Origin of the sequence: Caproiciproducens galactitolivorans (genome assembly GCF_004768785.1) — a bacterium.
Classification (GTDB): Bacteria; Bacillota; Clostridia; order Oscillospirales; family Acutalibacteraceae; genus Caproiciproducens; species Caproiciproducens galactitolivorans.
In genome coordinates, this window is record NZ_SRMQ01000003.1 from 137,170 (window position 1) to 157,408 (window position 20,239).

The 20,239-nt window shown below is 50.8% G+C and carries 14 protein-coding genes; 3 read left to right on the plus strand and 11 right to left on the minus strand.

Annotated features, from left to right (window positions below; genetic code table 11):
- Positions 1–14: 14 nt before the first annotated feature.
- The 10 genes from CAGA_RS05150 to CAGA_RS05195 all read right to left on the minus strand — a co-directional run bounded on the left by CAGA_RS05150 (position 15) and on the right by CAGA_RS05195 (position 12,811).
- Positions 15–1,073 carry a LacI family DNA-binding transcriptional regulator gene (locus CAGA_RS05150; RefSeq protein ID WP_135658493.1) on the minus strand — a complete coding sequence of 353 codons (1,059 nt, stop codon included), beginning with the start codon at positions 1,071–1,073 and terminating at the stop codon, positions 15–17.
- A 404-nt stretch (positions 1,074–1,477) separates the two neighbouring features.
- Positions 1,478–2,803: a response regulator gene (locus tag CAGA_RS05155; RefSeq protein ID WP_135658495.1), complete on the minus strand. Its 1,326-nt coding sequence runs from the start codon at positions 2,801–2,803 to the stop codon at positions 1,478–1,480.
- Positions 2,775–4,610 carry a sensor histidine kinase gene (locus CAGA_RS05160; protein WP_135658497.1) on the minus strand — a complete coding sequence of 612 codons (1,836 nt, stop codon included), beginning with the start codon at positions 4,608–4,610 and terminating at the stop codon, positions 2,775–2,777. The genes CAGA_RS05155 and CAGA_RS05160 overlap by 29 nt, the downstream gene beginning before the upstream one ends.
- A gap of 276 nt (positions 4,611–4,886) precedes the next feature.
- Positions 4,887–6,230, minus strand: a complete 1,344-nt coding sequence (locus CAGA_RS05165) for an ABC transporter substrate-binding protein (protein ID WP_135658499.1) — start codon at positions 6,228–6,230, stop codon at positions 4,887–4,889.
- Positions 6,231–6,271: 41 nt separating this feature from the next.
- On the minus strand, positions 6,272–7,120 hold the full coding sequence (locus CAGA_RS05170) for a carbohydrate ABC transporter permease (protein ID WP_135658501.1): 849 nt from the start codon (positions 7,118–7,120) through the stop codon (positions 6,272–6,274).
- Positions 7,117–8,055 carry a carbohydrate ABC transporter permease gene (locus tag CAGA_RS05175; protein WP_135658503.1) on the minus strand — a complete coding sequence of 313 codons (939 nt, stop codon included), beginning with the start codon at positions 8,053–8,055 and terminating at the stop codon, positions 7,117–7,119. Before CAGA_RS05175 ends, CAGA_RS05170 begins: the two co-directional genes overlap by 4 nt.
- Before the next feature lie 163 nt (positions 8,056–8,218).
- The gene (gene eda, locus CAGA_RS05180) at positions 8,219–8,854 is read right to left on the minus strand and encodes a bifunctional 4-hydroxy-2-oxoglutarate aldolase/2-dehydro-3-deoxy-phosphogluconate aldolase (RefSeq protein WP_135658505.1); all 636 of its coding nucleotides are present in this window, start codon (positions 8,852–8,854) and stop codon (positions 8,219–8,221) included.
- Positions 8,851–9,816 (minus strand): sugar kinase, encoded by a 966-nt coding sequence (locus CAGA_RS05185; RefSeq protein WP_135658507.1) that lies wholly within the window; start codon positions 9,814–9,816, stop codon positions 8,851–8,853. The genes eda and CAGA_RS05185 overlap by 4 nt, the downstream gene beginning before the upstream one ends.
- Before the next feature lie 38 nt (positions 9,817–9,854).
- Positions 9,855–11,339 (minus strand): UxaA family hydrolase, encoded by a 1,485-nt coding sequence (locus CAGA_RS05190; RefSeq protein WP_135658509.1) that lies wholly within the window; start codon positions 11,337–11,339, stop codon positions 9,855–9,857.
- Between the two features lie 2 nt (positions 11,340–11,341).
- Entirely contained in the window at positions 11,342–12,811 is a 1,470-nt protein-coding gene (locus tag CAGA_RS05195) for a tagaturonate reductase (protein WP_135658511.1), read from the minus strand.
- Between the two features lie 211 nt (positions 12,812–13,022).
- Here CAGA_RS05195 and CAGA_RS05200 point away from each other — a divergent pair, with 211 nt between their 5' ends.
- The 3 genes from CAGA_RS05200 to CAGA_RS05210 all read left to right on the plus strand — a co-directional run bounded on the left by CAGA_RS05200 (position 13,023) and on the right by CAGA_RS05210 (position 17,060).
- Complete coding sequence (locus CAGA_RS05200; protein WP_135658513.1) at positions 13,023–14,030, plus strand: LacI family DNA-binding transcriptional regulator; 1,008 nt, start codon at positions 13,023–13,025, stop codon at positions 14,028–14,030.
- A complete protein-coding gene (gene uxaC, locus CAGA_RS05205) occupies positions 14,027–15,421 on the plus strand; it encodes a glucuronate isomerase (protein ID WP_135658515.1) in 1,395 nt (464 codons plus the stop codon). The genes CAGA_RS05200 and uxaC overlap by 4 nt, the downstream gene beginning before the upstream one ends.
- A 64-nt stretch (positions 15,422–15,485) precedes the next feature.
- Positions 15,486–17,060: a glycoside hydrolase family 43 protein gene (locus CAGA_RS05210; RefSeq protein WP_135658517.1), complete on the plus strand. Its 1,575-nt coding sequence runs from the start codon at positions 15,486–15,488 to the stop codon at positions 17,058–17,060.
- A gap of 160 nt (positions 17,061–17,220) precedes the next feature.
- Here the strand turns inward: CAGA_RS05210 and CAGA_RS05215 are convergent, their stop codons facing one another.
- Positions 17,221–19,806: a glycosyl hydrolase family 28 protein gene (locus tag CAGA_RS05215; RefSeq protein WP_135658519.1), complete on the minus strand. Its 2,586-nt coding sequence runs from the start codon at positions 19,804–19,806 to the stop codon at positions 17,221–17,223.
- Positions 19,807–20,239: the final 433 nt, after the last annotated feature.

The window sequence follows — 20,239 nt, forward strand, 5'->3', positions numbered from 1 at the left end:
TCCTTTCCAATGCGTTATTGAAAATTCCCCCGTCGAGGGGGATGCGGTTCAATATTTTCTCTGATTTTAATAACGGTGTCCGTAAAGTAATGGGCCTTTTTGGGTTTTGTTCCGTTCACAAAATAGTCGTATAGGATTTTAACGGATTCATACCCCTGCTTGAAGGGCTCCTGACAGATTGTTGCCGCGATCACGTTTTCAAGCACCAGTTCCCGCGTGGCGGGCACGTCGTCGAACGTAAGGACGGTGGGTTTGTTTTCCTGCCCTAGTTCCTTCACCGCGCAGCAGGCCCCGGCAACACCGGCGGCTGTTATATAAACGCAGTTCACCTGTTTGTGCTTTTCCAGCGCGTCGCGTGTGCGGGTATAGGCGGTGCCGTCGTCATCCATGGATTCGACCACATCGGCAACGTGGAACCGGATATTCCGGTCCTTCAGCGCCTGGATGAATCCGTCAATCCGCTGGTTGTGTCCCTGCATTTTCAGCGACCCTGTGATAATTAGGGCTTCCAGCGGCTCGTTTTGGATTAGGGCCAGAAGGCCCGCGGCGGCTCTCCCGCTTTCCGTATAGTTGCACCCCACATAGCAAAGGCGGTTTGTGTTGCTCACATCGGAGTTGACAGATACTACGGGAATCCCCTTTTCAATAAAATTGTTCAGCGTTTCCTGAACCTCGGGGACATCTACTGTTGACACGCAGAGGGCAGATACGTTTTTCTCCGCCAGTTCCTTTATGGCGCGGATGTGCTCGGCTGGATCAAATCCCTTAACCTGCGCGAATTCCAGCGATACGCCGAAATCGTGTAGCTCCCGTTCCGCCTGCTTGAAACCGCAAATGACGTCGGAATAAAAGGGGTTGTCAATTGCGGGTAGCATGCAGCCGATTTTCATTGGCTTTTTCAGTCCCGCCAAAACCTTACCCGCCCGGTTGGGCTTGTAATCCATCTCGACGATGAGCTGTTTGATTCTCTGTTCCACTTCTGGCTTTACACCGCCCCGTCCGTTGATCACCCGGTCAACCGTTCCCCGGGAAACCCCCGCTGCGCGGGCAATGTCTTTTATGGTAGCCGACATGTTTTTCCACCCTTTCGTGCACGAGCACATAATGCCGCAAATAAAAATTACTAAATATAATTCTTTTGTGCACGAGCACAACAAACTTTACATATAGTATAGCCCAACGGATTTGAATTGTCAATATTTATAAATTTGTTTTTAAGTATGCTGTTTTTATGTATAAAAAGCGGAGGCGCATAGCGACGTTCCCACCCGCGGCAGGTTGAGCCTTGTCTTTTTTGGGAATCACCGGAAAGGGTTCCCGGCGCAGGAACAATCCGGGACTCTCCCTGCGCTTTGGGGTGGCTAAGTATGCGGAATGTTACCCCAGACTCTGCAAACTTTCAAGTTTTCCATTGATTTGAAGCCTTCCGCTGGAGGAGTACCGCAAACGGCGCAGGAAAACGGCGTACTGTCGTCCCTTATCCTCGTACTGCCGGCGAAGCGGGGGAAAGGAAGCCGCCCGAAAGCGGATTTCCCCCTGTCGGTTCGGAATCCTTTTCGTGGAAATTTTTTTGCCTGTATTCGAAGGGTGTCATCCCCGTGCTCTTTTTAAACAGGACGCTGAAATATTGGGAATTGGTGTACCCCACGTATTCCGCAACCATATACACCTTTAAGTCGGTGGATTTCAAAAGCTCCTTTGCTTTTGCGATCCGGATTTTCGTAATATAGTCGATAATATTGATCTGACAGTACTTTTTGAACAAGGAGCTGAGGTAATTGGGAGTCAGGTGCACCTCTTTGGCAATCACGTTCAGCGAAAGCTGCTGGTTCCCGAAATTCTCCTCCACATACTGCTTGATGGTTTTTAAAACCATATACTGCGAGTTCCAGGTATCGGGATGCTCGGAATAATACGAAAGCTTCCGATGGCTGCTGTCCGGATATTCGATATTCTGAAGCAGCGCCTGCGCCGCCTCCTGATACGATTGCGCGATTTTCTCCAGCCCGGTGTAAAAATTCCCGACGCCCGCGCAGATGGAGACGTTCAGCACCTTCTCGATTCCCTGGATCACGGAGAGAATATCTTCTTCCGCGGGCACCGTATCGGCATTTAGAAGCACGTTGAGCTGCTCTTTCAGAATAAACCCGTAACCCTTGCGGTTTTCATTTTTAATGCAGTCGACAAACAGGCTGCCGTACTGCTCGCACAGCTCTTCGTTTTTCCAGAAAACAGCGCCTGTTTCATTTTGCCCGGCGGTAATCTGGAAGCAGATAATCTGGAAACCGGGACTAGTAAAGTCCAGCTTGGCTTGGCGCATCAGCTGCCGGATTTTCCACTCGTCATACGGCTGCTGCACCAGCACTTGAAAAAAGTGGTTTTTTAGAAGCTGGGAGCTTCTTTGAAGAATATCCCGGTTGTATTTTACTTTATCGTATTCCGAAGCCGCCTTTTTCACCGCTGCCAGGATCATATCGTTGTTCTCGTACTTCATGACATAATCGCACACTTTAAAGCTCAGCGCTTTTTTGGCGTATTCAAAATCGTTGTATGCGGTGAGCAATACGATTTTTATATTGGGGTAAAGATGGTAAATCGCTTCCGAAAGCTGAATTCCGTCCATAAACGGCATTTTGATGTCTGTCAGTACGATCTGCGGAAGCGCGGTTTCCAGCATTGCCATGCATTCCCTTCCGTTGGAAGCCGTCCCGACCACCTCGATCCCGTTGCCGCGCCAATCAATATTTTTTTCAATACCAGTTCTAAGGATTTCGTCATCGTCCACAATCAATAGCCTGTGCATTATCTTCCACCTCCGATATCCATGGTATTTTAATCGTTACCTGCGTGTAAACGTCAACCGCGCTTTCAATTTCCAGCGACGCGCTGCTTCCGAAGTACAGCTTCAGGCGCTGGCTTACATTCCGGATTCCGAAGTTTTTAAAGCTTTCCTTCCCGTCCCCGGCCAGAGACCGCCTCAGCGAGGAAAGCTGCTCCGGGGTCATGCCAACCCCGTCGTCGTAAATTTGAAAGACGGCGGTTTCCCCTTCCTTCCTTCCAGTCAAGATGATGGTGCCCTTTCCTTCCTTTGCTTTGATTCCATGGTAAACGGCGTTTTCGATAATGGGCTGGAGCGTAAGCTTGAGGATTTTCGCGGATAAAAGGTCCTCGTCGATTTCAATATTGTAGTCAAAATCCTTGTTGTACCGCATTTGCAGGATGCTCAGGTAGTGTTCCACATGCTCGGCTTCTTCCCAGACGGTTATGATTTCGCGTCCGTCGCTAATGCCGATGCGGTAGAAGTTTTCCAGCGCCGCGCACATTTTCCCCGCCTGCTCCATATCCCCCAATGCCACTAGATGCCGGATGGAAGCCAGCGTGTTGTAGAGGAAATGCGGTTTTATCTGGGCTTGCAGCGCCAAAAGCTCGACTTTTGATTTTTGAATCTGTTCCTGCTTTACCTGTTCCAGCAAATTGTTCACCGACTGCCTTAAGCTGGACAGCCCCGCCGCAAGCGTCCCGATTTCATTTTCGGACGGGAAACCGTCAAACAGGTCGACTTGGTCGTCCCCGTTTTCAAAACGCTTCACCCGGCTGGACAATGCGGTGATCGGCTTGGCAATGCTTTCCGCAAACAAATTGCACAATACGGTATAAATACAGATGATAAACAGGATGATCAGCATCAGCACATAACGGAATTTGCTGAAAATGGCCACGTAGTCCCTTTCGGGCGCCACCGCTGCGATCATCCAGCCGTTTGTTTCCAGCTTACGGTAGGATACGGACAGCAAATGGTTTTTTGTGCCTACACATTCAAACGAGCCGCTGCGCGATTTTTTTGCCTGGAGGGCACGCAGATCCTGTGCCTTCAGCCGATATTCAGCACCGCTGTTTTGGGGCATCATAAAGCCGTCGTTGCTGACTAGCATGAGATAGCCGTGCTCGCTGATTTTTGCGTTTTCAATCGCGCGAAGGAAATAGGACGGCTTTAAATTGAACACGACAACGGCTTTCTTTTCCGTATGCTCGTTCCCGATATTCCGTATGACGGACAGGACGTTTTCCCCGTCCGGCGTTTTGAATACCTCGTCCTTATGCAGGTTCCGCCAGTAATAGCCGTAAGGGGAGCCTTTGTAGGTTTCAAACCATTTTTTCATGTCCAGCGAATTGTCGGCCGGGGACAGATCCTTGTACACCTGTACGAGCGTGCCGCCATTCGTGCGGAAATACAAGGAATGGATTACTTCGTTATACGTGTAATAAATGTTGTCCATATAGCGGTAGCAGGCAATAATATCGTTGAATTTATTGCTTTTTGAAGCCTCATCGTAATTGTCGATAATCAGGTTGCCCGCGGGTGTGCTGTCGCAGAATTTGGATAGCTGGCTGAATATGGTAAAAAGCTTGTCGTCCAGAATGCTGGCCGTATGAAAAAGCGTGCTTTCAATCTGGTAGGCCGCGTTGCTTTTCACCTGAACCAGTTCAAATATGTAGGAGCAGATTCCGATCGTAATTAAAATGACGACGGTAACGGGTAAAAACAGGACGATCATTTGGCGCTTCAACGGTTTCCGCGACACGAATTCCGATATTTTTTTCAGAAACAAATTCGTCCCTCTTTTCCAAAAAAATTCCGGTCGATAACGTTGGACGAACCCTCCGCGCAGACACCTTTTCCGGCTTGGCGGAGGAAAAATTTACACATTCTGTTTATAAAATAGTATAACATATTTTTGCATTTCAAAAAACGAATTGGGAAAAGCGGACCGTCCTTTTTCATGCCCTGCATGCAAATCCCCGGAAGTAGAAAGGAAGGCTGTATATGGTGAAAAAGGGACGGGCTGCCGCCCCTCCCTTTTTCATATGGTTTGTTATGAAATAAATTATCCGTTCAGCGGCGCCAGATAATTCGAGCGTGCTTTTTCCAAAAGCTGTGCCCACTGGTCAAGCATGTCTTTTGCAGACATCTGCTTGGTCATAACCTTCTGAATGGAAGATTCCATCTGGCTCTGAACATTGGCGTATGCAGGCATGTAGTATGGAGTGTCGTTGAATTTAACGTCGTTGGAGTTCAAAAGATCAACGCCGACCTTCATATACTGGGTATCCTTAAAGAAGCTGTTTTGGGCGGCTTTCTTGTTGGCCGGAATTTCGCCGTAAAGCTTGCAATATTCCGTATTTACTTCTTCGCTCAAATACAGCGTGATAACCTTCCACACGGCGTCCTTGTTCTTTGAAGAGGAGGACATAGACAAGCCCAGCGGCATAAGTCCCGGATGGAGCACATAGCCCTTTTCGCTCTTCGGGAAACGGGCTGCCTGGAATTTGGACGTATCGTTGTTGAACGCTTTCGCCATGGATGCGCCGGAACCCAGATTGTGAACCACGATACCGGCTTTGTCCGACTGGAACGCGTTGGCAAGCTCTGTCCAGCCCTTTGTAAGGTCGTCCTGCGCGGTATCGACGTTATAGCAGCCGAGGTACTTGTTCAAAAATTCGACATGCTTCGGGTCATTGATCGTCGCCTTACCGTCCGGTGTGAAATAGTGGTCAATACCGGAGTAGGAGTACATCAGCATCTCCAGGGTGTTGGCGCTGCCGCCGCCGCCGCGGATAGCAAGCCCGTAACGGGATTTGCTCTTGTCGGTCATTTTATGTACAGCCGAGAAAAAGTCGGGCCAGGTTTCCGGCGTTTTCATGCCGGCTTCCTTCAGCCAGTCCGGACGGACCCACATGTTCCAAGTCTGCGAGCTGTAAGGCAGAGCGTAAAGGCCCTTGCCGCGGGGATCATACGTTTTGTTCGCTTTGATCAGCTCTTCGTTGATTTCGCCCTTGTCCTTCCATTTTTCAAAGTAGGGAGTAAGGTCCTGATAATAGCCGTTTGTCACAAGCGCGGGGCGGAAATCGTTCGTAATGTCCGGCGCGGTTCCCGCCTGGATGGCTACGTCCAGCTTCTGGCGGTAATCCTGCAGGTTGCCCGGAACGCCGAGGAATTCCAGCTGGATGTCCGGATAGGTTTCGGACACTTTTTTGGTGAAATAGTCGAAGAACTTTTGCCTGTCCGCAGAAACGGAAGCGCCCCAGAAGGTAACGACCGTCTTGCCGGATGTTTTCTGCTGGCCTTCCGCGCCGCTCGACGTGGAAGCCTGCTGACCGTTGCCACAGCCGGTAACTACCGTGCTAAATAGCATGGTAGCTGCCAGAATGGCAGAAATTGCCTTTTTCATAAAATACTCCTCCAATTAAAAATTATATTTTTGATTCAGCACTAGCCCTTTACGGCGCCAGAGCTCAATCCGGAGATCAAGTGTTTCTGAATGAACGCGAAGAGGATTACCGGCGGGATCAGCGCAATGATGCTTCCCGCGGCCAGCGCCGGGTAATTGACGCTGTACTGCCCGATCATAAATTTAAGGCCGACCGGGATGGTGTACTTGGCATTAGTTTGAATCATTGTAAAACCGACGACAAATTCGTTCCAGCAGCCGATAAACGCAAACGCGCTGACCGCCACAATGCCGGGAAGGAGCATCGGAATCAGGATTTTAAACATGATTGTGGCGCGGCCCGCCCCGTCAATGCTTGCCGCCTCGTCGATTTCCTTTGGAATCCCGTTGACAAAGCTGCGCATTAAAAGGGTGTTGAACGGCGTTTGCAGTACGATATTGAAAACGATCAACGCCCATGGGGTGTCGATCAGGTGCATGTTTTTAAAAACGGAAAACAGCGGGATGATGAATAGAATAACCGGCATCATCTGTGTGCCCAGCAAAAACATGGTAAAAAACTTCTTTCCCTTAAAGCGGTACCGGCTTAGCGAGTAAGCGTTGCAAATGCAGAAAATGATAATGAAAACAACCGATATGCCGGAAACCATCAGGCTGTTCAGGAAATAGGTTCCGAAATGGCTTTCCTGCCACACATAGCTGTAATTTTCAAAATTCAGCGCGTTCGGCAGATACCGTACCGTTGGGGACAAAAATTCCTGCTGCGTCTTAAAGGAAGTCGACAGCGCCCACAGGAACGGGATCAGGACGCAGGTTAAAATAATCGCAATGGGGATGTAAAGCAGGAAAGTCCGGGCCAGAATGTTTTTTATGCGGATTTTCTTCTTCATGCGTCCTCACCTCCGTAACCGCTGATTTTTATGTATAGTGCGGCAAACAGCATCAGGAAAAGGAAGGAGACGACGCCGATTGCCGAGCCGTAGCCGTAATTGCCCTGTATAATCGCCGTCTTCATCATGTAAATCGGCAGCGTCGTGGTTTGATCCATCGGTCCGCCGTTCGTCATGGTGAAGATCATATCAATCGAGTTGAATTCCCAGATCGCGCGGAGCAGGGTGGCAAAGATGATGCTTTCCTTTAAGAATGGCAAAGTAATATAAATCAAATTCCTTACCGCGCCGCAGCCGTCAATCGCGCTGGATTCATAAATATCTTCGGGAATGCTTTGCAGAGAAGCAAGGAGCGTGATGGCAAAGAACGGAATGCCCCTCCACAGTTCCGCTACGATAATTGCCGCGAAAAACGTGCGGTTATCCGCCAGCCAGGCGATGTGCCCCTTCAGAATGCCCATCCGGATAAGAAGGTCGTTAAACAAACCGCTGTTCTGGTCATACATCAGCGACCACAGCATGGTGATTAAAACACCCGAAACGGCCCACGGAACCAGCGATATGGCTCTTACGACCCCGCGGCCGCGGAATTTCGCGTTGAGGATTAGTGCGACAATCAGACCCAGCAGAAGCTGAAACACCACCTGCAGCAGAACCCATTTGAAAGTGATTCCAATGGATGAAAAAAAGAGGGGATCGTCTGTGAACAGTTTGACAAAATTGGAAATTCCGGCAAACCCGTCCATAAACGGATTGGTAAGGTCATAATTCTGGAAGCTGAGATAGAAAACGCGGAAAATCGGATAAACCATAACAAGCAGAATGAGTATTGCCGTCGGCGCGATAAGCAGATAAGGGAAAACTTTATCGCTTATCCTTCGCCCGCGTTTTTCTACAGGCGGTTTGGTGGCCAGCACCCCTGGGCTACTTTTCATAGAAGTTCCTCCTAAACAAAGTTGATAGATTCTTTTGGTTTATGTCTTTGTTTTTATCATTATAGTAAAATTTGTAAGCCCTTCCAATAAGGATTTTTCTATTGTTTTGTTTGTTTTTTTACGATCACGATTTTTAAATTCCTGCGGATTTTTTTCTGAACGCTTAAAAAGCTCTCTTAGCTCTGGCTTTTGCCTTTGCCGCCAAAACTTCTATTTGCATAAAGTTGCCGTTTTCCAGCAGCTTGCCGGGGACAATCCAGCTTCCGCCGCAGCAAAGGACATTCGGAAGCGCAAGGTAGCTTTGCAGATTCTCCTCGCTGATTCCGCCGGTCGGCATAAACCACATTTCCGGGTAGGGGCCGGACAGCGCTTTCAGCATTCTTACGCCGCCGATCACTTCCGCCGGAAACAGCTTGACGGCTTTCAGCCCTTTGCGGATGCAGAACTCAATTTCGGAGGGGGTAGCGCAGCCCGGGATGACCTCAACCGCATGCGCAAGGCACCAGTCGATGACGCCGGGATTGCTTCCCGGGCTAATGATTGCCTTCGCCCCGGCCGCGACGGCCTGCTTCGCCTGCGCTTCGGTAAGGATCGTTCCGGCGCACACGCAGATATCCGGCACTTCTTCTGCTATCCGGCGGATGGCGTCCGCAGCCTGTTCGGTGCGGAATGTGATTTCCGCCGCGGGGATACCGCCCTTTTGTAGTGCCCTTGCCATATCGGCGGCTTTTGCCGCGTCCTGGATTTTCACAACTGGGACAATTCCAATTTCGTAAAGCTTGTCAAATAGGGTTTTCATTTTCCGCCTCCTGTCTTTTTCAACGCGTGGGTTCGCATGAACGCGTTCAGCTTCACGCGGGTGGGGAGCCCCTCGTTGTCCCCCTCGCTCTGAAGCTGCATGGTTCCGATCGCGTTCCCGCGAAGGACGGCATCTATGAGCGAAAGGCCTTCGTTGACCGCGCTCAGAATCCCCGCAGCGAATCCGTCCCCTGCGCCGACCGTATCGACAATCCGCTCTTCCTGGTAAGTGGGGCATGTAAAGCTCTCCTTCCCGTTTGCCGCATACGCGCCGTCCTTCCCGATTTTCACAATGACGTTTTTTACCCCTCTGGAAAGGTAATACTCTGCAATCGCCTCGGGGCTGCTGCTTTGCATCATGATTTCGGCTTCTTTTACGCCGGGGAGAAAATAATCCGACTGTTCAGCAATGCGGTTCATAATGGAAACCATTGTTTCGCGGTTCGGCCAAAGCTGCGGGCGGATATTCGGGTCAAAGGAAATCATCGTCCGGTTTTCCTTCGCCTTTTGGATCAGGTAAAAAGAAGCGTCGCGCGCCGTTTCCGAAAGCGCAGGGAGAATGCCCGTTATATGTAAAATCCCATACTTTGAAAAATCGATTTTATCAATGTCCTCCCGGCTGATGGTAGAGGCTGCCGAGTTTTTCCGGAAGTAAAAAATATCCGGGTCGCCTTTTTTCGCCTTGCCTTTCAGCATAAATCCGGTTGGCCTGTCGTCCGTCCAGGAAAGAAGGTCCGTTGCAATCGCATTTTCTTCCATGAGGCGCACAATCCGTTTTCCAAGGGGGTCGTTGCCGAGCTTTGTCAGGTATCCGACTTCATGCCCCAGCCTGGAAAGCCCCACCGCAACATTGAATTCCGCCCCGGCAACCGCGGCGGAAAAAGTAGAAACTGCTTCCAAGGGCCCTTCTTCCTTTGCAATAAACAAGCCCATCGGTTCCCCTGCCAGCATGATTTTCTTCATTCCATAACCTCCACATTCCGCTTTTTAAAAGCGTTATTTCACAGCGTAACGCCGTCTTTGAAAATGGCCAGCTCCCGCTTGTCAAGAGCTTCGGATTTGGTCCGAACCGTCCCTGCGGCTATGGATAGGACGAGCTCGAAAAGCTCCTGCGACAGCGCGGGAAGGGATTCCCCCGAAAGCAGCCTGCCCGCGTCGAAGTCAATCCAATGGCTCTTGTGGGCGGCCAGCGCGGAATTGCTCGCTATTTTCACCGTCGGGACCGGGCAGCCGAAGGGTGTGCCGCGTCCGGTTGTAAACAGAATCAAATTTGCGCCGCTGGCGGCTAGCGCACAGGCGGCGACAAGGTCGTTGCCCGGACCCTGCAGCAGATTCAGCCCGTGCCGTTCCACGCGCTCCCCGTAGTCCAGAACATCCTCCACCGGCGCGGAACCCGCTTTCTGCACACAGCCGAGCGATTTGTCCTCTAGCGTGGTGATGCCGCCCGCTTTATTTCCGGGCGACGGGTTTTCGTCCACCTTTTGGCCGTAACGCTTAAAATAGCTTTTAAAACCGTTAATTAAAGAAACGGTCTTTTCAAAGACTTCCTCATTGCGGCAGCGCTGCATCAGAATCTGCTCCGCGCCGAACATTTCCGGCACCTCGGTGAGAAGCGTCGTTCCTCCCTGCGAAACGAGAAGGTCGGAAAAAGCCCCGGTCACGGCATTGGCGGTAATGCCGGAGAATCCGTCCGAACCGCCGCATTTTAACCCTACTACCAACTCGTTCGCGCCGAAAGGCTCCCGCCGGAATTCCCGCGCGTAGCGGCAAAGCTCCCCGACCAGCTTCGTACCGGCCTCCACCTCGTCCACGCAGTCTTGGCAGATTAGAAATTTTACGCGGTCCGCGTTGTAATTGCCGAGAACCTTTTTCATTTTGGCAATGCTGTTATTTTCACAGCCCAAGCCCAGCACCAGCACGCCGGCGGCGTTCGGATGGTTGATCAGGCCGCATAGGATTTTCTGCGTATTGCGCTGGTCGTCCCCGAGCTGCGAGCATCCGTAGGGATGGCTGTAGCTGAAGATTCCGTCGATTTCGGGGGAAAGGAATTTTTGCGCGTGATCCTCAATTTGCTTTGCCACGGCGTTCACGCAGCCGACCGTCGGGATAATCCATACCTCGTTGCGGATGCCAACCCGCCCGTTCTCCCGACGGTAGCCCAAAAAGGGAGCGGCGGGCATTTTCGCCAGCTCTTTAAAATCAGGCTGATATCGGTATTCGAGCAGATTTCCCAGCCGGGATTTCACATTATGGGTATGAACCCATGCCCCTTGCGCAATGGGTACCGAAGCCGAGCCGATCGGGAACCTGTATTTGATAACGGGGGCCCCCTGCGGAATTTCCGCCAGCGCGATCTTATGCCCCGCAGGGATGGTTTCCGACGCGGCAATTTTGAAACCGCTGGCGAAGACGCAGTCCCCTTTTTTCAATTCATGCAGAGCCACCGCGACGTTGTCGTCCTTGTGGATACGGATACTGTCTTCCATCGTTACCCCTCACTCGAAAGAACGTGTTCCATGGCCTTTGCCATGCCTTTTTCCAGTATGTCGGAAAGATAGCCGCAGACCATTTCCTCAAACCGGTTGTACTCTGTAAGGTTTTCCCCCCAGAAGGATGTTTCGGACGCGAACGCCCGCACAAATTCATTTACCGGTTTCCTGCTATTGCACCGGAAGAAATTTAATACGCTTTCGTCGTCGTGGATTTCATAGCTTTCCCCGTTTCGGCGGCCGATCAGCGCGTGCTCTTTCCACTCGTCCGATTGGTAGAATGCCATTAGGGCGGCGAACGAAAAGGTCAGGAGCTTCGGCGGTTTCCCCGCTGCCCGGTATTGATCTTTAAAGGTCGGCAGGATGCGGGCTTTCCACTTGGAAACGGAGTTGAGGGAAATAGAAAGGAGCGCGTGGTCCACAAACGGATTGTCGAACCGCTCAAATACGGACTGGGCGAAAGCGACTGCTTCCTCGTGGGGGAGCTTTACCGTCGGTACAATTTCCTCAAGCACAACCTGTTCCATAAATTTGCGGATCAGCGGGTCGTGCATGCACTCGCGGACAATGTTCCTGCCCATTAAATAACCGGCCAGAACCGTTGCGGTGTGGGCGCCGTTTAATATCCGCACCTTCCGCTCGCGGTAGGGTTTTTGGTTTTCTGTAAAGACAACCGGCAGCCCGGCCTTCGGAAAGGGTAGGCGTTCTGAAATGTCCTTCGGGCCTTCAATCACCCACAGTCCGAAGGGCTCCGCCGTATCCAGCAGCTCGTCTTGGTAGCCGAGCTTTTCACAGATTTGTTCCGCTTCACCCTTCGGATAGCCGGTAACAATGCGATCCACCAGCGTGGAACAGAACACGCAGGAGTTTTGAAGCCAGTCTTTAAATTCCGGCTTCAGTTCCCACTGCGCCGCATATTGTAAAACGCATTCCTTCAGTTTCCTGCCGTTGTTTTCAATCAGCTCCACCGGCAGGATAACCAGCCCTTTTTCCGCGGAGCCCGAAAAAGTATGGAAACGCTCGTACAGGAACCGGGTCAGCTTTCCGGGATAGGAAGACTGCGGCGCCATGTCGAACCGATCCGACGGGTCATAGGCGATGCCGGCTTCCGTTGTGTTGGACACGACGAATTCCAGGGAATCCAGGCGCGCCAGTTCCAGAAAGGACGCGAAATCCTCATAGCAGTCCACGCAGCGTGAAATACTGGTGATCACGCGGTTTTCAACATAGGCTTCCCCGTTCTTCCTGCCGCGCAGCGACACGGTGTAAAGATTTTTCTGCTTTTGAAACCGCTCCAGGCTGCCGAACGGAATCGGCTTTACAACTGCGATATTCCCGTTGAAAACACCCAACGCATTGGCAACGTCCGTCATATAGTCAACAAACGCCCTTAAAAAATTTCCTTCTCCGAATTGAACGATTTTGATCGGGCGCTCGACCGGTTGATACAGTTCTTCTATTCTTTTCAAAAGATTTCCCCCTTTAATAGTTTCTCGCGAGGATGAAATGGGCTTTCGGCTAATTGTAAGTGCTTACAATTTTTCATTGTATCATTCGTTTTGAAAAAGTCAACAACTTTCTAAATTTTTATTTTTTTTGCGTAATTTTTCCGAAAACAATTGTATATTTCAAAAAATCCATTATAATATATTTGAAAGTGCTTACAACGGAGAGATGAATATGAATATTTATGATATCGCAAAGCGCAGCGGCGTTTCCATTGCGACGGTGTCGCGCGTGTTGAACGGCGGGAAAAATGTCAGCGCCAAAACCAAGGAAAAGGTTCTGGCGGTTATGAAGGAAGAAGGCTATACGCCGAATATTTTCGCGCGCGGCCTTGGGCTAAATTCCATAAAAATGGTTGGTATCCTGTGTACGGACGTTTCCGACATCTATTATGCAAAGGCGGTGTCCCTTGTGGAAAGCTGCCTGCGCGCGCACGGGCTGGACGTTTTGCTTTGCTGCACCGGGAACCAGCTTGAAAATAAGAAGAAATACCTGAAGCTCCTTCTTCAGAAAAGGGTGGACGCCGTGGTCCTCATCGGCTCTGCATTTAAGGAAGATACAGACAACTCCCATATTGAGGAGGCCGCAAAGCAGGTTCCCGTCGTGATTATCAACGGGCTTGTGGATTTGCCCGGGGTGATCTGCGTGCTGTGCGATGATAAAAATGCCATGATGAAAAATACCAGCCTGCTCCACAGCTGCGGCTGCGAACGAATTCTGTACCTGTACGACATCCTTACCTACAGCGGAAGGCAGAAATTAAACGGCTTCCGCGAGGGGTGCCTGGCTTTTGGCTGCGAACATCCGGAAAATTTAACCATAAAGGTTCCTAAAAACATTGAGGGAACCCGGGAGAAGGTACGAAGCCTGCTCCAAGACGGCGTACGCTTTGACGCAGTTATCGCTTCGGAAGATATCATTGCCATTGGGGCCCAAAAAGCGCTGGCGGAACAAAATCTTTCCCTGCCGATCATTGGCTTTAACAACTCCGTTTTTGCGCAGAGCGCCACACCCGCGCTCACCAGCGTGGACAGCATGCTCGACACGCTGTGCCCAACCGCAGTTAATCTTTTGATGGATTTTATACAGGGAAAACCGATTTCCAATCGCGTAATGATTTCTTCCAGACTAGTTGAAAGAGATACTTTTTCAACCGAAACGAGAGGAAATGTTGAAAAATGAAAGCTTTTATGGATAAAGATTTTTTATTATCGAACGAAACAGCAAAAACCTTGTTTCACGAATATGCGGAACAAATGCCGATCATCGATTACCATTGCCATATACCCCCGCAGGAGATTGCGCAGGACCGTAAATTTCACAATATTACCGAGGTCTGGCTTGGGGGCGACCATTATAAATGGCGGATGATCCGCTCGAACGGCATCGACGAGGAGAAAATAACCGGTTCCGCTTCGGATCGGGAAAAATTCCAAATGTTTGCCGAGGCTTTGCCCAAGGCGATCGGCAACCCGCTTTATCACTGGACGCACCTTGAGCTGCAGCGCTATTTCGGCTACCATGGCGAGCTCAACGGCGAGACTGCCGAAACCGTATGGAATTTATGCAACGAAAAGCTGAAAAGCCTCAGCGTGCGGAAAATTATTGAATCCTCCCGCGTGGAGACCATCGTTACAACGGACGATCCGGCGGACGACCTGCGCTGGCACAAGGCCATCCGCGAAGACGCTTCCTGCAAAGTGAAGGTCCTTCCGGCGTGGCGGCCGGACAAAATTATGAACATTGGAAAACCGGATTTTGCGGAATATGTAAAAGTGCTGTCTGAAGCTTCGAATACGGAAATCCGCAGCATGGACGACGTTTATTCCGCTCTTTCCGGCCGGCTTGCCTTTTTCCACAGCATGGGCTGCCGCGCGAGCGACCATGGGCTGGATGCCATTCTATACCGCCCGGCCGAAGGGGAAAGGGTGCAGGAGATTTTTGAAAGGGGTTTAGCCGGGGAACCGCTTTCACAGGAGGAAATCGATTCGTATAAATATGCCGTCCTGTCTTTTCTTGCCCGCGAATACGCAAAGCGCGGCTGGGTGATGCAACTGCATTACGGCGCGCTGCGTGACGCGAACACCCCGATGTATAAAAAGATGGGGCCGGATACCGGTTTTGACTGTATCGGAGCTTCCGGAGACGCGAAACAGATTGCCGCCTTCCTGAACGATTTGAACTCCTCTAATACGCTTCCGAAAACGGTTCTGTATTCCCTGAATCCAAACGACAACGCCATGCTGGACACTATCATCGGATGTTTTCAGGGAACCGAGGCCGCCGGAAAAATCCAGCACGGCGCGGCGTGGTGGTTCAACGATACCAAGCATGGAATGGAAGCGCAGATGATAAGCCTTGCCAGCCTTTCCCTTCTGGGGAATTTTATCGGAATGCTTACCGATTCGCGCAGTTTCCTTTCCTATACCCGCCACGAGTACTTCCGCCGCATCCTCTGCAATTTAATCGGCGGCTGGGTGGAAAACGGGGAAGTGCCCTGCAATCTTCCTGCCCTTGGGAAGCTGGTGCAGGATATCTCCTACAATAACGTAAAAAAGTACTTCGGCTTTTAAATTTAAAAATACCACGGGGGTTGCTGGTTGCGGCAAAACCCCCTGTTCATAAGGAGCAATCGGCGTGAAAAAGATTAAAAACCCCATCCTGCGCGGATTTTATCCAGACCCTTCCATTCTGCGGGTGGGAAGCGACTACTACCTTGCCACTTCCACTTTTGAATGGTTCCCGGGCGTCACACTACTGCATTCCCGCGACCTTGAAAACTGGGAGACCATCGAGCCGCCCCTTTCGGACGATTCCGTTCTGGATTTGAGAGGAATCGATACCTCCTGCGGCATATGGGCGCCCAACCTGTCTTACAGCAACGGCATTTATTACCTTCTTTACACAATCGTCTATACCGACCGGTCCCGCTTTAAGGACACGCACAATTTCCTCATTACCGCGTCCGATATCCACGGCCCGTGGTCAAAGCCGGTCTATTTAAACTGTTCCGGGTTTGACCCGTCCCTGTTTCACGACGATGACGGGAAAATGTGGCTGGTCAATATGACGATTGACCAGCGCGCCTACCGGAAGCGTTTCGGCGGCGTCGTGCTGCAGGAATACAGCCACGAAAAAAGGGGGTTGACCGGGCCGGTTTATAAAGTGTTCGAAGGAACGCAGCTCGGAAAAACGGAAGGCCCCAACCTATATAAGCATAACGGCTTTTATTATTTGCTCTGCGCGGAGGGCGGCACGGAATTCGGGCACTGCTGTACGGTTGCGCGCAGCAAAACCATCTTCGGGCCTTATGAAGTGCACCCGCAGAACCCGATTTTGTCCTCCAAGGGAGCGGAAAATTACCCCATCCAGCGCGCCGGGCACGGTTCGTTGGTGGAAACAGAGGACCACCGGTGGCTTATGTTCCATCTGTGTTCGCGCCCGCTGGACGGTTACAGCATACTGGGGCGTGAAACGGCGGTTCAAAATATCGAATGGACAAACGACGGCTGGTTCTATATTCCCGGAGCGGAAAACAAGCTCCCGCTTACGGAATTTAAGGTTCCCGACCTGCCCGTCTTTTCGGTGCAGGATCCGCCCGTGCGGGAGGACTTCGACGGCCCTAAACTGCCGCGCGCGTTTTTAACGCTCCGCGAGTCTGCCCAAAGCTGCGGCATCAGCCTTACGGAGCGGAAGGGCTATGTGCGGATCCGCGGTGGGAATTCCCTTTGCTCAAAGTATCGGCAGGGGCTGCTTGCCCGCCGGTTGCAAAGCCTGCATTGCACAATCGGCACCAGCGTGGAATTTACGCCGCGCAGTTTTCACCATATGGCCGGTTTGGTATGCTATTATAATTACGACAACTATCATTACGCCAAAATCAGCTATGACGAAACCGCGGGCAAAAGCGTTTCCATAACGTCGGTGGATAACCGGACGGTAACGGAAACCGAGCCGGTTCCCGTTCCGGAGGACGGCCCCGTCTATCTCCGGGCAGCGATCGACGGTGCGGCCCTCCAGTTTTCTTACTCCGTTGACGGCGAACAGTATCAAAAGCTGGGGCCTGTCCTCAACATGCGGGTCCTTTCGGATGAACATGTAGACGGAAACGGCTTCACCGGAGCTATGGTCGGAATCTGCTGCCAGGATTTACGCGGCGACGGCGTTTTTTCCGATTTTGACTGGTTCGATTACCAGCAGGCGGATTCATGATTCGTATAGAAGTTAGCCAAAGCAAAAGGGCCGGAAGCCGATATCTCGGCTTTCCGGTCCTTTTGCTGTAATTTGCCCCGGCTTTTGCGGGGGAGGGGCAAAAACATCTATTTTATCTAAGAAGAACGCAGGATAAAATTTGGAAACCTTTCCAAAAAGGTTATGCAATATTCACGATACATTGGAGCGCCGCCCTTTGGGACGGGAGCGTACAATAAACGCCGCTACTTGTTTTTGTGGTTCCAATTGCTTTTACCGTAACAAAATAATTGTTTCCTCTTTTTACAATACTGGAGATGCTCAGGACATTTCCGTTCCCAACCGTAAAGACCGGGTTCAGATCCGGATTTTCCGCCGTGAATTTCATAACGTAGGATTTGCCGCTGTTCAGGGCAAACGGAGCGTTTGTGTCGGAGTAAATCCCGTTCAGGCGGCCTGTTGCGGTAAAGGAAGTGGTTTCACCGTTGGCGGCTGTGGTTGTAATAACAGCCGTACCGGGCCCCACATTCGTAATTTTGTAAAGGTAACCGCCGTCAACTTTTTTTTCAAAGATAACCGAAACGGCGGACGGATTGGAGGAAACCGCGGTTGGCACCTGCGAGTTGTCTGTTTTCACAAGATAGAAATAGGTTTTATTCGCCTTGAACGAATACGGCTTGGTTGTATCGCTTTTCAGTACGCGGGGCGCCTTGGTTTCTTTTGGAGTCCCGGAAGCCGGGCCGGTTTCCCGGTAAGACGTGCCGCCGTGCTTTTTTGAATGATTACGTTTTGCTTTTTTATTGCTGTCTTTGTTCTTGTCCTTATCGTCCGGAGTTCTTTCTTCGTTTTCGTTGGTAATGAGAATGTTATTGCAATGGGTAAGGTTTTCCGCCGCCCATGGATCCTTGACGCCTTCAAAAATTACATTCTCAAAGCTGCTGTCTTCCAGATAGTCGATTTCTGGCGCTCTGGTATTTTTAAACCGGATGTTTTTAAAGTGAAGGTTGTAACAGGCCTTAAACTCGATTCCGGCGGCCTTAACATCCTCTTCGTCGTGGCTTCCATCAACGATAATCCCGTGGGTGGTTGTGCCGTTTACCGAACAGTTGTAAATATCGAAATTGCGGAATACGGGCCAGCCGATCTTTTGGATTTCGCCCGGATAATTGGTCGTGAAAATGAATGGGCAGCCGTCCATCTGATAGCCGATGGTATTTCCGTCCACCTTGCCATGCACCAGATTGGTCAGGTTCCGCATAGCAGTATCGCGGAAAACCACATGGTTTACGCCGCCGCCGGAGCCCGGCTTCGACTTGCAGCGCAGGCCGTCGCTGGTTCCCACCAGGATATTGTCTTCTGCCATAACATTGTCGATATCACGGGTTGTCCCGCTGCCGAACGCCACGCCGCCGTGGCCGCGCGCAATGTAGTTATTGAATATCCATGCGCTTCCGGAAAGCGGGTCGTTTCCGCTTCCCGCGTTCATGACGATATTATCGTCGCCCGAATTTACCACGTTATTCAGCGCGGTGAAGCCCTGGAAGCGCGCAACATTGATGCAGTCGCCGTTATTGATGTTGAAGGACTGCGTAATCAGGCCGTTTACAACGTAATTGTCTACATAGGACATGCCCAGAACGGAGTTGCTGGGGTTTTTCAGCGTAAGGCCGTTGCCGACGTAAATATTGCTGACCTGGCGGCCCTCCACCAGCTGGGACCTTGTTCCGTAAGCGGTTTTTGGGTCCATTCCAAGATCAATTGCCATTTTATACTGGTTCGCGGCTAAAATGCCGTTTTCCAGAATGGTATCGGGATTGCTGGTTTTGGACTGGATCATATCGCCTTTGCTGTACTCCACGTCGGGCGACGAGTCCTCCAGCTTCCAGCCCTGCCCGTCGATTACGCCTTTGCCGACAAGCCGGACATTCGCAACGCGCTTTTTGGTGCTGCTGCCGAAGCTGATGAACGGGTCGAATTTCTTCGGGAATTTTGCTTTTTTATCGCCTTTATCCATTTTCTCCTTTGCGTCCAGATAGTTCTGTCCGCCGCAGTCCATGGGATCGGTGGAAGAAATCAGCGTTCCGTCCACGCGGAAGGTCATATCTTCGTGAAGCTTCAGGGAACCGGAAAGGAATTTCCCCCCTTCGGGTAGCAATACCGTCCCGCCCTTGGGGCAGTCGTCAATCGCTTTCTGAATCGCGGCGGTGCAGACTGTTTCCCCGGTCTTGTCCGCGTTGTAGCCCGCGGAAGTTACGTCGATTACAGTTGGCTTTTCCAAGGTGGTCGCGTCCGTTGTGTACTTTCCGCCCAGATCCTTTTCCTTTCCGTCCTTCATGACCGCTTTGACCGTAAACGTATAATCCGTTTTCGGGCTTAACCCGGTCACCATGTAATTGTGGAAGTTGATTCGGGTCGCGTCGGTGTTCTCTTTATCCTGATAGAACCGGTCGAAGAAAACCTGCGCGGGTGAATTTTTGTTTTTGCTCGCTCTTCCAATTTTTTTGCCGTTCGCATATACGGAATAATCCTGGATATCCGCGTAATTTTCCGGCTTGCTCCACACCAAAGTCAAGCTTTGATCGTCAACGGACAGCGGGATCACGCTGAGGCCGTCGCTTACACGCGATTCCATGATCGGGCCGGAATCCTCCCGCCTGCCGGAGTCCTTCGAGTCCTTTACTTCCGCGAAGGCGTCCGTTTGAACGGCGGGAGCCGCACTCAATGCCATGGCTGCTGCTAAAATGAGTGCCAAAACCTTTTTTCCCATTCATATCCTCCTCAATTTATTCAGTTTATACAAAAGTATAATTTGAAAGCACGCGTCAGTAAATTTGTTTTTTTATCATAATTGTTTGTTTTTCTTGTTTTTTGTCTTGATTTTTATTCCAAATAGACAATTTTAAATGTGGGCGCCGCGGAATGAAGCGCTTTCTCCTTAGGCAAGGCAAAAAACAAAGCCGTCTAAAGGGATCATAATAAAACAAACTGGAATCGTAAATTTGCTTATTTAAATTAAAATTTTAAACTTTATACTGGATTTTAGAGTATTTTTCCATTTGTTTACCAAATATTAGGAAGAAAATGGTAAAAAACCCCACGACGACCGGCGGCTTTTTTGCCGTCTCCCTTAGGAGGTGAGAGGGAGGCTTCTTTATTTGAAGAGGAAAAGCCCTTGGGGCGATGCGAAAATGAAAAAACAG

Excerpts from the sequence above, each read along its gene's own strand:
- CAGA_RS05150 (WP_135658493.1), bottom strand. The coding sequence starts at position 1,073 with ATGTCGGCTACCATAAAAGACATTGCCCGCGCAGCGGGGGTTTCCCGG.
- CAGA_RS05155 (WP_135658495.1), bottom strand. The coding sequence starts at position 2,803 with ATGCACAGGCTATTGATTGTGGACGATGACGAAATCCTTAGAACTGGT.
- CAGA_RS05165 (WP_135658499.1), bottom strand. The coding sequence starts at position 6,230 with ATGAAAAAGGCAATTTCTGCCATTCTGGCAGCTACCATGCTATTTAGC.
- CAGA_RS05170 (WP_135658501.1), bottom strand. The coding sequence starts at position 7,120 with ATGAAGAAGAAAATCCGCATAAAAAACATTCTGGCCCGGACTTTCCTG.
- CAGA_RS05175 (WP_135658503.1), bottom strand. The coding sequence starts at position 8,055 with ATGAAAAGTAGCCCAGGGGTGCTGGCCACCAAACCGCCTGTAGAAAAA.
- eda (WP_135658505.1), bottom strand. The coding sequence starts at position 8,854 with ATGAAAACCCTATTTGACAAGCTTTACGAAATTGGAATTGTCCCAGTT.
- CAGA_RS05185 (WP_135658507.1), bottom strand. The coding sequence starts at position 9,816 with ATGAAGAAAATCATGCTGGCAGGGGAACCGATGGGCTTGTTTATTGCA.
- CAGA_RS05190 (WP_135658509.1), bottom strand. The coding sequence starts at position 11,339 with ATGGAAGACAGTATCCGTATCCACAAGGACGACAACGTCGCGGTGGCT.
- CAGA_RS05200 (WP_135658513.1), top strand. The coding sequence starts at position 13,023 with ATGAATATTTATGATATCGCAAAGCGCAGCGGCGTTTCCATTGCGACG.
- uxaC (WP_135658515.1), top strand. The coding sequence starts at position 14,027 with ATGAAAGCTTTTATGGATAAAGATTTTTTATTATCGAACGAAACAGCA.
- CAGA_RS05215 (WP_135658519.1), bottom strand. The coding sequence starts at position 19,806 with ATGGGAAAAAAGGTTTTGGCACTCATTTTAGCAGCAGCCATGGCATTG.